Here is a 10,607-nt window from a genome sequence, read left to right as displayed (position 1 = left end):
CTTCGACGCAAGCAGCGGCGACCTCGCTGCCTTGAACAAGGGTACAAAGTACGGCGATCCAATCAAGGTCAACGTTTCAGCTGCCCTGAAGTGGGTAAAGAACCTGTAATTGAATTTAGTTTTTTAAAAAAGAATTTTTTACCGATAAATATACATACAATGAAAAGACTCTGGCGGGTGCCAGAGCCTTTTTTTACTCTAAATCAAGTGATATTAGCTTATATCATTCGAGGTGGAGGTTAGTATTGAGATTAAGAATATATATGTAATGTGTAACGTGCTAAACAAACTTAAAAAGGGAAAAGAATGAAATTTAAGAATTCAACTTATTGCTCCGCTTAGTAGCGATGGCAACCAGGCGTTTTTGGTGGTTTTGTTTCCATTTAAGTAAAAGTAAAAGGGATGCGGTAACGGCTGCTAATTGAGTAAACATTTTAACCATATGCAGGTCTCCTTTCTTAAGCAAGTTCTTGTCTGAACTTGTATTTTTATGATAGAGGGAATACGTGGTCATAATGTGAACGTGGCTCTAAGAAAGTTGCGCAATCGGCTTAAGAAAAGGTAAACAAGTGATAAGAAAAGTTGAAGTGTGGTTTCGCTGGGTTAGCTGCGCCCCCGAAGTATGTCAACCAGTCTTGATTTTTGTTGGATTTTGCCCCCAAAGTATGTCAACCGGTCTGATTTTTGCCGGATTTTGCCCCCAAAGTATGTCAACCGGTCTGAATTTTGCTGGATTTCGCCCCCAAAGTATGTTAACCGGTCTGAATTTTGTTGGATTTTGCCCCCAAAGTATGTCAACCGGTCTGATTTTTGCCGGATTTTGCCCCCAAAGTATGTCAACCGGTCTGAATTTTGCTGGATTTCGCCCCCAAAGTATGTTAACCGGTCTGAATTTTGTTGGATTTTGCCCCCAAAGTATGTCAACCGGTCTGATTTTTGCCGGATTTTGCCCCCAAAGTATGTCAACCGGTCTGAATTTTGCTGGATTTCGCCCCCAAAGTATGTTAACCGGTCTGAATTTTGTTGGATTTTGCCCCCAAAGTATGTCAACCGGTCTGAATTTTGCCGGATTTTGCCCCCAAAGTATGTCAACCGGTCTGAATTTTGTTGGATTTCGCCCCCAAAGTATGTCAACCGGTCTTGATTTTGGCGAAAAGCTCCCCCGAAGTATGTCAACCAAGTTTGGTTGAGTCAACTTGGGGGAAAATTTTTGGAAAAGTGGCCCGGTTGAGTCAAGTTGGGGGCGAAAAATCGAAAAATTAGGTTTGGTTGAGTTAGTTTGGGGGAAGGGTGCACATAATTTGACTCAACTGGATCTCATTTTTGAAAAAAGCTTCACACAAACATACTCAAGTAAGCTAACCTCCGGCCCAAAATTTACTCAACAAACTGACGAGAAGGCCCAGTTGAGCAAGACAATGAGCAGCAATTTTGTTACTTGAGTAAGATCGTGAGCAACTTTCGCCGCGGTTGAGTAAGATAATGAGCGGTAATTTCGTTACTTGAGTAAGATCGTGAGCAACTTTTTCCGTACTTGAGTAAGATCGTGAGCAACAATTTCGTTACTTGAGTAAGATTGTGTGCAACTTTTTCCGCGGTTGAGTCAACCCGTGTACTCCGCCAGCCCCCCACCTTCCAAAAACAAAAACCGGAATCTCCAAAATGGAGATTTCGGTTTAATAATGTCAAATTAACGGAAGTTAGACTTAACTACGTATTGGCCAACGCCAACGATGTAGTACTTCTTGCCCTTGATCGTTACGGCGCCGCCGTAAGTCTTGTGGGTAGAATTCTTCTTCAAAACGAACTTCTTGTAGCGAACTGCCTTGCCCTTTGACTTCTTGTAGATGTAGGCGTTCTTCTTCAGCTTGCGGTTAGTCCCGTCAACGTTTGAAGCTACAATGAAGCTGTTTGAGCCAACTTGATAGTACTTGCGCTTGTTTAAAACAGCTGAGCCGTAAGCGTACAGCTTCTTGCCTTCACCGTAGCTAGTCTTGGTCTTCTTCAGGTCCTTGGTGTAGACAATTGCGCCATGCTTCAAGGTGATGTTGTAGCCGTCAACTTTCGAAGCTGGGATATACTTGTTAGTGCCAAGCTTGTAGTACTTGTTGCCGCCAAGCATTGCGTAGGCGTAAGCGTACAGCTTCTTGCCCTTCTTGTAGGTAGTCTTGGTCTTTTTCAAGGCCTTAGTGTAGACTGCCGTACTTTTCTTCAGGGTTACAAAGACGCCGTCAACGTTTGAAGCCTTGATGTATCGGCTAGCCTTCTTTGAAACCTTGTAGTACTTCACGCCATTGCGGGTCAAAGTGCCATAAGTGGTAATGGTCTTGCCGGCCTTGATGGACTTAGCCTTGGTCTTCTTGCCAGCGCGGTTGTAAACAGCTGAATTCTTCTTAACCGTCTTCTTGGCAACCTTAGATTTCTCTACAACCGTGTTGTAGGCGTTAGATGGCAAACCGGAGAAGGTAACGTCAGCAGTAACCTTCTTGTCATTAACCGTAAAGCTGATCGTTCCCTTCTTAGTTTGGTAGGCACTAGCTGCGAAAGTGTAGGTAACGCTGCCATCCTTGGCTTTGGTAACCTTGGCCTTTTGCCCGTTGATGGTCAGGCTAGAGTATGATGGAGAGTCAGATTCCAAAGTGAAGATTACAGCAGAAAGCTTGTTGCTCTTGATGGTAACCTTAGCACCCGCCGCAGTCAAAAAGCTGGCTTCAGTTGAATAAACTGTATCGCCGGCATCGTAAATTTCGGCCGTAACGTCGTAAGACCCATCTTTATATTCTTTAGTAGTCTTTGATGCCGTAGCGGCTTCGGTTAAGCCGGCTGCTTGCGGAGCTACGGAAAAAGTGGCTGTCGCAAGTGAGAGGGCAGTCAAAATAGACTTGGTAAACTTTTTCATTTTGCCTCCTAGATTGCACGATAAACTTACATACCTTTATATTATCTAACTTTTTTAGCTAAAAAACAATGTAGCGCTTTCCTTTTTGCCGAAAAAATATATTCAGCTTAAAAACTGAATAGGCAAATCGACCATAAAACCGCTCTAATCGGCCAAGGGTCAATGCTTGAGGGGGGCTTGCTCTTATGCTAAAATGAGAGTAAAGTAAGTGCTAATAATTAAAAAAGTAAAAAATAATTACTATTCCCGAAAGGGGGCATTACTATGACGAGAAGTCAAGCAAACAAGGCCTACCGGCGGGCAAAGCATTTGCGCTTAATGGCTTGTCCTAGCGGAAAGAAGGCCTTTAAGACCAAGTTTGATGCTGAATTATTTCTTTACCGAGAAGAAGCGGCCGTCCACACCATGGAAATCAACCATGAGCACTGGCGCAAGATGCCGATTCGCTCTTATTTATGTCCTTATTGCCGACATTATCACGTAACTTCCATGCCCTTAGAGCGGTTTGAAGAATTGAGAAAAAGAAAAAGCAACCGTGAGCAGCTGAGTCGCTAAGACTCGCTTTTTCTTTCTGAAGACAAAAAACGAAAGTGAGGAGCCACCATGACCGACCGGCTTAATTCCTATTTTTACGATATTGAATCCTTGACCAACGCCTTCACCCTGTCTTGCTACCGGCCAGACGATGAGCGGGTGGACATCTACTATTTAGTTGACGACCCCGGCCTGACTGGCCAAGACAGCATCCCCTTTAAAAAGATGGCCGCTGGCGAAATCCGGGCCAAAAATCAAAATTTCCGGGGCGACATCTACTACCTGAACCTCCACGAGCAAACGGCCAACGAGCGCCTAGCCCAGGCCTTTGGCCTGTCGGATGCCCGCTATGTCAATGATCCAGAGGCCAAGTCATCGTTCCCAGCGGCTTTTCGGCCGACCTGCGACACGGACCCAGACTATTCCCCGGAAAAGGCACCGTACTTTTTTGGCTACAATTCCACCAACTACGACCTGACCATGCTGGCTTATTACTTCACCCGCACCTGGTGGCCAAATGCCAGCGGGGTCAGAGACCAGTTTCGCCCAATCACCGCTAAAGAAATGCGAGACTTTAACGATACGCTTTTTTCTCGCTATATCGGCCAGATGCCGGCCAGCTTGTGGGAGGACAAGACGGCCAGTCTCGTCTTAAAAAATTTCCGCATGACGGGGCGTCACCTTGACGTGTCCCAGCTTAACGAGCGGCAAAGGCGGGTGGGGCTGAAGCGACTTTTAGGCAACTTGGGCTGGCAGATCCTGGAAAGCGACAAGTTGCGGCCGGGCCAAGACTACCTAACCAGCCAAGAAGAATTTGCCGACTTGATCGCTTATAACGTCTCTGACGTGGTCAACTTGAAAGAGCTCTTCTGCCACCCTTACTACCAGGGACAGTTTCTCTTGAAAAAAGGCCTGCTGGACCGCTACCCGGACCTGATCTACCAAGAAGATGGCGACATCTACAAGCCTAAAATCGGACCCAAGTTTGTCCGCTATGATCGCCTGACCATCGATTCAACGTCTGCGGCCTTTGCCCGCAAGGTTTTGTGCCCTTATGGCCGCTTAAAAGACGACCGAGAGGTATCCTTCCTTTACCCAGCCAAGGCCATTGCTGAAAAAACGGGGGAGAAGCAGCGAGATGTCTTAGAAGAAGCCAAGGACTTTTTCTACAAAATGTTTGACGACGAGCAGCTCCGGGCCAACTTTGACCGGGTTTACGACTACTACAAGCAGTTTGCCGGTAAAAATTTCAACCCCTCAAAAGAATATAAAGAAGACTACGGCGACCAGGCCCTGCCGGTCAGCGACTTAAGCCAGGTGGACAAGGAAGACACCAACCTCTTTTACTACCAGGCTGACGGGACGCCGTCTAGCTGCTACATTACTTTTTCAGTTGGCGGCCTGCATGGGTCTGAATATAATTTGGATCTCTTTAAAAAAGACGATGCCGAATTTCAAAAGAAAGCAGCCGATTTGGCCTATGTCAAAAAGCTTTACCCGGATCCTTTGGAACTCCGGCAAAGCAAGGAAGTCATCCTGCCCGATGGCCGGGTGGAATCCTACAAGAGCTTTTTGACCAGCAAGGCCACTATCAAGGCCATGGAAAAAACGCCAGTTGAAGAGCGGGGGCAATTTTATAAAGATTTTGCAAAAGATGAGCCAAGCGTCTTTAAAGACCAGGCCGGGAGCACCCGGCTGGATCCCCGCTATGGCTACACCTCCAGCTGCCTGACCAACCACGAAGACTTCACGTCCTATTACCCAAACATGTTAAGACGGCTCAATGCCTTTTATAACGAGCGCCTAGGTGAAGACCGCTATTCAGCGATTTTTGAGCGAAAGCAGGAACTAGACGTCAAGCGCAAGGATGAAAATTACAGCCCGGCCCAGCGGCAGATGTTTGAAATTGAGCGAGAAGGAACCAAGCTGATCCTCAATTCAGCCACCGGTGCCGCTGACCCGCGCGACGAGCGGGTGACGTCGGTCATCCGGATGAACAACCGGATTCGGTCCATGCGGATCATTGGGCAGCTTTTTACCTACATGATCGGCCAGGCCCAGACCTATGCCGGTGCCCGGATTGTATCGACCAATACGGATGGCCTTTATTCAGTCTTAGACAAGGAGACCAACGACCGGATCTTGGCCAAGGAGGCAGCCGAGATTGGCGTTGAAATCGAGCCAGAAGAGCTGTACCTCATCTCTAAGGATTCTAACAACCGGATGGAGGCGACGGAAGACGGGCAGATCCTGTCGGCTTCTGGCAGCTTGGCCTGCTACCAAGATACAACTCCAGTTAAGTCCCTGGCTCACCCCGCCATCATCGACTGGCTGCTCAGCCAATATTTATTGGCCGAAAAAGCTGATCTGTCAGCGCCATTTGATCGTGAAAAAGCCAAGGAGATCTTGGACCGGGTCCCATACGCCTTTCCGGACCTGGCCCACCGCCTGCGGATGTTCCAAAATATCCTGGCCTCCAACTTCAGCAAGAGCAAGACCAGCTGCGTTTTTGGCTATGAAAAGGGCAAGACCTTAAAGCCAATCAGCCTGCAGCGCTACAACCGGGTCTTCATCTACCAAGACGGCTTGCCGCTGACCCTCCACCTTTATTTGGCCAGTGCTAAAAAGCTGACCCCGGCCATGAAGAAAAAGCGGGAGAAAAATGGCGAGCCGGCCCTGCAGCACGATGCTCTGGCGATGTTTGTCTTAAATGCCTGCGGGCTAAAGCGGCTGGCGCCAGGACGTGAAGCAGCGGTCTCTAAGATTCCAGGTCTTGATCCTGCTTGGTCCATGCATGTGGAAAACCGGGCCATCAACTTGTTGGATCCAGCCGAGCAAGAGGTGATTCTCAACTCCCTGGACTATGACAAGTACCTGGACTTAGCCGAAGCTGCCTATGAAAATAACTGGCGCAATTTGACCTAGAGGGTGCTTTTTAACTAGAATATAGTAGAACTACTATCGCGAAAAAGTATGGTGACTAAGTAAGTTGGGCTTTGAAAGGAAAAGTAAAATAATGAACAAAAAAATCATGGACGAAGCCGGTATCCGCCGGGCTTTGACCAGAATGAGCTATGAAATTGTCGAAAGAAACCAGGGGACGGAAAACCTAGTCTTGATCGGGATCAAGACCCGTGGCTGGTATCTGGCTGAAAGAATGGGCGAGCGCTTGGCCAAGATCGAAGGCCGCCAGCTGCCGGTTTTGCCCCTAGACATTTCCGCTTACCGGGATGACCTAGATGCTGAGGCTAAAAAGCAGGCCATCAAGAGCTTTGACACCTCTTTTGACTTAACCGACAAGACGGTCATCCTGGTTGACGACGTTTTGTACACTGGCCGCACCATCCGGGCCGCGCTAGACGCCATCATGGACCAGGGCCGGCCAAGCAAGATTGCTTTGGCGGTCTTGATCGACCGGGGCCACCGGGAATTGCCGATCAGACCAGACTTTGTCGGCAAGAACATCCCAACGGCAGCCAGCGAAGACGTGCAAGTCTTGGTCAAGGAAATCGATGACCAAGATGCAGTAGAAATCGACGAGGAATAAGATGGCGGAACAGTATTTTACAGAAAATCCCACGGTGGCCCACGATGAGCGGCAGATCCGCTACAATCTGGAAGGCATTAACCTGAATCTAACTACAGACGCCGGTGTTTTTTCTAAAAGCCGGGTCGACTATGGCAGCGGAGTCTTGATCAAGCAAATGCTGTCACAAGACTTAGTGGCTGGCAAGGTCCTGGACCTGGGCTGCGGCTACGGGCCCATTGGCCTTTTTGCGGCGAAAAAGTGGCCAGACCGGGAAGTCGAAATGGTTGACGTCAACGAGCGGGCTCTCGCTTTAGCCCGGAAGAATGCAGCTGCTAATGGCGCAAGCAACGTCAATATCCACGCCTCTGACCGGTATAGCGAAGTTACTGGCGAATTTGCGGCGATCGTGACTAACCCGCCGATCCGTGCCGGCAAAAAGGTGTGGACCAGTATTTTGGCTGACAGCGTTAACTATCTCTTGCCAGGCGGGATGCTTTTGGTTGTCATCCAGAAAAAGCAGGGCGAGCCTAGCGCTAGAAAGCTGATGCAGGAGACTTTTGGCAACTGCGAGATCCTGGACCGGGACAAGGGCTATTACATTTTGAAGAGCGTGAAGAAGTAATGTTTTCAAGCGAAGAAAAAAAGGCCTACATGCAGGCCGCCTTTGACCAGGCAAACCTGGCCAAAGAGCAGGAGGAAGTGCCAATCGGCGCCGTGGTTGTCGGGCCAGATGGTGAGATCATCGGTCGGGGCTACAACCACCGGGAACTGGACCAAGATGCCGTGGCCCATGCCGAAATCCTGGCCATCCGGGAGGCCTGCCAAAAATTGGGCTCATGGCGGCTGATTGACTGCAGCCTCTTTGTGACGCTAGAGCCTTGTGCCATGTGCGCCGGTGCCATCATCAATTCCCGGATCAAGACCGTTTACTTTGCGGCCCTTGACCCTAAAGCTGGGGCGGCTGGCAGCGTGGTGGACCTCTTTAGCGTAGAAAAATTCAACCACCACCCGCAGGTGATTCGCGGTTTATACCGGGAACAAGGGGCTCAGCTCTTAAAAGACTTTTTCCGGGAAATTCGGGAGAAACAAAAAGCTGCAAAAAAAGCGGCAGAAAATTGCCAAACCGATTAGTTTAGGTTACAATATAAGTCGGGCAATGTTCAGCCTCCGAAGCGTGTCAGGACCGGAAGGTAGCAGCACTAAGGTTGTTTGGGCATGTGCCCTTTATTTAGCAATTTAACGGCTCTTAGCTCTTTTTAGAGCTAGGAGCTTTTTTAATCACTAGAGGAGGATTCAGTGGCTTATCAAGCTCTATATCGGAAATGGCGTCCCCGGACCTTTGATGCTGTAGTCGGGCAGGAAGCCATTACGGATACCCTCAAAAATTCCATTAAAAGGGGCAAGGTGTCGCACGCCTTCCTCTTTGCCGGTCCCCGGGGGACGGGGAAGACGTCCTGTGCGAAGATTTTTGCCAAGGCCTTAAACTGCCTGAACCTGCAAGACGGCGAGCCCTGCAACGAGTGCGCCAACTGCCTAGCGGCTGACCAAGGGGCCATGCCAGACATTACCGAAATGGACGCGGCCTCAAACAACAGCGTTGACGAAATTCGCGAACTTTTAGACAAGGTCCACTATGCCCCGACTGAAGGCAAGTACAAGGTCTACATCATCGACGAAGTCCACATGCTGTCAATTTCAGCCTTTAACGCCTTGTTAAAGACGCTGGAAGAGCCGCCGGCCAGCGTGATCTTCATTTTGGCAACGACCGAACTGCAAAAGGTGCCGGCTACCATCATTTCCCGGACTCAGCGCTACAACTTTAAGCGGATCTCAAACGCGGACCTGGTCAAGCGGATGGAATACATCCTGGGCCAAGAAGGGGTGGCTTATGAAGACCGGGCCCTGTACGTCATTGCCCAAGTGGCTGACGGGGGGATGCGGGATGCCCTGAGCATTTTGGATCAGCTCTTGTCCTTTGAAAAAGATAAGCTGCTCTATGACGATGCCTTGGAGATCACCGGCTTTGCAGCTAGAGAAGACATCGAGCAGCTGCTTTTGGCACTCTTAAACCGGGATGCGGCAAAGGCGCTCGATTTAGCCAAAAAGGCGATCGCTAACGGGGCTAGCTCACAAAATATCTTAAACGAAATTATTAGCCTTGCTGTCCAGATCATGCTCTTAGCCAAAAGCGGTCAGGGTCAAGACGCCTTTGTCAGCGAAGGTTTTGCTGATGCGGTTTCCCAGGTGCCGGCCAGCCGGCTAACCGGGATTGTCGAAGCGGCCAACCAGGCCTTAGGCGACCTCCGCTTTACCAACCAGCAGCAGATCCCTCTGGAAGTCTTTTTGGTCAAGGCGGCGCAGGAAAGTACTAATAACGCATCAATTTCGGGAAGTGCTCCGGCACCTGCAGCCAATCCTGCCATGGAACGGCAGCTGGGCCAGCTGAAGCAGCAAATCCACAACTTGACTCAAGAAGTGGCAGCTTTAAAGGCCAATCCTGGTACTGGGTCAAGCACAGCCAACCTGAACCCCCGCCATGTCTTCCAGATGAACCAGCGCCTCTTCAGCCAAGACGGAGCGCCAACGGCCATGGCCCAGCAGGCGGCGCAGGCTGAAAAAGCTGCGGTTGAAAAGTTCTCAGAAATTGCCTCCAGCAAAGATGAGATCTATGCCGTCTTAAGTGAAGCCACCAAGGCTGGCTTAAACGAAGCTAAAAAACTCTGGGAAAGAGACCTGCCAAGCATGCTGGAGGGGCCAGCTAAGTCAGCTCTGACCTACCTTGAGCCGATCGCGGCTAGCGATAATAAATTGCTTTTGGCCAGCAAGTCCCGGGCTTGGCAAATCGCTGTTGACCCCAAGCAATTCATGACTGATTTAGATCGCGACTTAGAGCAGCTGACCAAGGAAAGCTGGACTATTGCGGTTGTTGAAGAAAAAGCCTGGCCCAAGATCCGCCAGGACTTTATCAAAGAACACGCTAAGCAATTACAAGAGCGGGTAAAGCGGGCTAAGGAAGCCCAAAAACTGGAGCAGCAAGCACCAGCTCAGCCTCAGCCAACTATAAGTGATAATGACGCTGACTTTGGTCCGGTTCCGCCAGACCCTGAGCAGGGGCCGGTGGAAGCTAGTCCACTTCCTGCCAATAATGATCAAGATAATGACCAAACTAGTAATCAAACAAGCAATAACGACAACCGCGACGTAATTGAAAAAGCCCAGGAGCTTTTTGGCGACGTCGTCAAGATCAAGGATTAGCCAAAAAAGCCTTTTAGCGGTAAAATTAGGCACAGACAGAAAACAAAGGAGAAACGATTTATGAGTAGAAGACCTGCTTTCCCAGGAATGGGCGGCATGAACATGCAGCAAATGATGAAGCAAGCCAAGAAGCTGCAAGAGCAAATGGCTCAAGAGCAAGAACAAATCACTGCTCAAGAATTTACGGGCAAGTCAGCTGATGACATGGTGGTTGCTACTTTTACCGGCGACCGCAAGCTGAAGGCCATCTCAATCAAGGAAGATGCCATTGACCCAGATGACCCAGACATGCTGGAAGACCTGATCATCGATGCTGTCAACAAGGGCTTGACCCAAATCGACCAGGCGACCCAATCTAGCCTTGGCAAGTACACGAAAGGCCTGATGTAA

General features: G+C 49.4%; 9 protein-coding genes and 1 other RNA gene. 9 read left to right on the top strand and 1 reads right to left on the bottom strand.

All coding sequences use genetic code 11. The features are described from left to right. Nucleotides 1-569: 569 nt before the first annotated feature. Nucleotides 570-1,190, top strand: coding sequence for a hypothetical protein (locus FC20_RS10090; protein ID WP_201779609.1), 621 nt, complete (start codon nt 570-572; stop codon nt 1,188-1,190). A gap of 500 nt (nt 1,191-1,690) precedes the next feature. Here the strand turns inward: FC20_RS10090 and FC20_RS06020 are convergent, their stop codons facing one another. Beyond that, on the bottom strand, nt 1,691-2,899 hold the full coding sequence (locus FC20_RS06020) for an SLAP domain-containing protein (RefSeq protein WP_008462735.1): 1,209 nt from the start codon (nt 2,897-2,899) through the stop codon (nt 1,691-1,693). A gap of 264 nt (nt 2,900-3,163) precedes the next feature. Here FC20_RS06020 and FC20_RS06015 point away from each other — a divergent pair, with 264 nt between their 5' ends. The 8 genes from FC20_RS06015 to FC20_RS05985 all read left to right on the top strand — a co-directional run bounded on the left by FC20_RS06015 (nt 3,164) and on the right by FC20_RS05985 (nt 10,607). After that, complete coding sequence (locus tag FC20_RS06015) at nt 3,164-3,454, top strand: hypothetical protein (protein ID WP_008462737.1); 291 nt, start codon at nt 3,164-3,166, stop codon at nt 3,452-3,454. A 48-nt stretch (nt 3,455-3,502) separates the two neighbouring features. Beyond that, nucleotides 3,503-6,358 carry a hypothetical protein gene (locus tag FC20_RS06010; RefSeq protein WP_056945337.1) on the top strand — a complete coding sequence of 952 codons (2,856 nt, stop codon included), beginning with the start codon at nt 3,503-3,505 and terminating at the stop codon, nt 6,356-6,358. A gap of 91 nt (nt 6,359-6,449) precedes the next feature. Continuing rightward, entirely contained in the window at nt 6,450-6,980 is a 531-nt protein-coding gene (pyrR, locus tag FC20_RS06005; RefSeq protein WP_008462746.1) for a bifunctional pyr operon transcriptional regulator/uracil phosphoribosyltransferase PyrR, read from the top strand. 1 nt (nt 6,981) lies between these two features. Then, a complete protein-coding gene (locus FC20_RS06000) occupies nt 6,982-7,584 on the top strand; it encodes a class I SAM-dependent methyltransferase (RefSeq protein WP_008462748.1) in 603 nt (200 codons plus the stop codon). Next, on the top strand, nt 7,584-8,093 hold the full coding sequence (gene tadA, locus FC20_RS05995; protein WP_008462750.1) for a tRNA adenosine(34) deaminase TadA: 510 nt from the start codon (nt 7,584-7,586) through the stop codon (nt 8,091-8,093). Before FC20_RS06000 ends, tadA begins: the two co-directional genes overlap by 1 nt. An 11-nt stretch (nt 8,094-8,104) precedes the next feature. Then, an RNA gene (gene ffs / locus FC20_RS10080) (signal recognition particle sRNA small type) lies at nt 8,105-8,199 on the top strand. 59 nt (nt 8,200-8,258) lie between these two features. Then, the gene (gene dnaX / locus FC20_RS05990) at nt 8,259-10,217 is read left to right on the top strand and encodes a DNA polymerase III subunit gamma/tau (protein ID WP_008462752.1); all 1,959 of its coding nucleotides are present in this window, start codon (nt 8,259-8,261) and stop codon (nt 10,215-10,217) included. Between the two features lie 60 nt (nt 10,218-10,277). Continuing rightward, on the top strand, nt 10,278-10,607 hold the full coding sequence (locus tag FC20_RS05985) for a YbaB/EbfC family nucleoid-associated protein (RefSeq protein ID WP_008462754.1): 330 nt from the start codon (nt 10,278-10,280) through the stop codon (nt 10,605-10,607).

Origin of the sequence: Lactobacillus equicursoris DSM 19284 = JCM 14600 = CIP 110162 (assembly GCF_001434815.1) — a bacterium.
GTDB classification, from domain to species: Bacteria; Bacillota; Bacilli; order Lactobacillales; family Lactobacillaceae; genus Lactobacillus; species Lactobacillus equicursoris.
This window is presented reverse-complemented; position numbering and strand designations above follow the sequence as displayed.

Excerpts from the sequence above, each read along its gene's own strand:
- FC20_RS06020 (WP_008462735.1), bottom strand. The coding sequence starts at position 2,899 with ATGAAAAAGTTTACCAAGTCTATTTTGACTGCCCTCTCACTTGCGACA.
- FC20_RS06015 (WP_008462737.1), top strand. The coding sequence starts at position 3,164 with ATGACGAGAAGTCAAGCAAACAAGGCCTACCGGCGGGCAAAGCATTTG.
- FC20_RS06010 (WP_056945337.1), top strand. The coding sequence starts at position 3,503 with ATGACCGACCGGCTTAATTCCTATTTTTACGATATTGAATCCTTGACC.
- pyrR (WP_008462746.1), top strand. The coding sequence starts at position 6,450 with ATGAACAAAAAAATCATGGACGAAGCCGGTATCCGCCGGGCTTTGACC.
- FC20_RS06000 (WP_008462748.1), top strand. The coding sequence starts at position 6,982 with ATGGCGGAACAGTATTTTACAGAAAATCCCACGGTGGCCCACGATGAG.
- tadA (WP_008462750.1), top strand. The coding sequence starts at position 7,584 with ATGTTTTCAAGCGAAGAAAAAAAGGCCTACATGCAGGCCGCCTTTGAC.
- FC20_RS05985 (WP_008462754.1), top strand. The coding sequence starts at position 10,278 with ATGAGTAGAAGACCTGCTTTCCCAGGAATGGGCGGCATGAACATGCAG.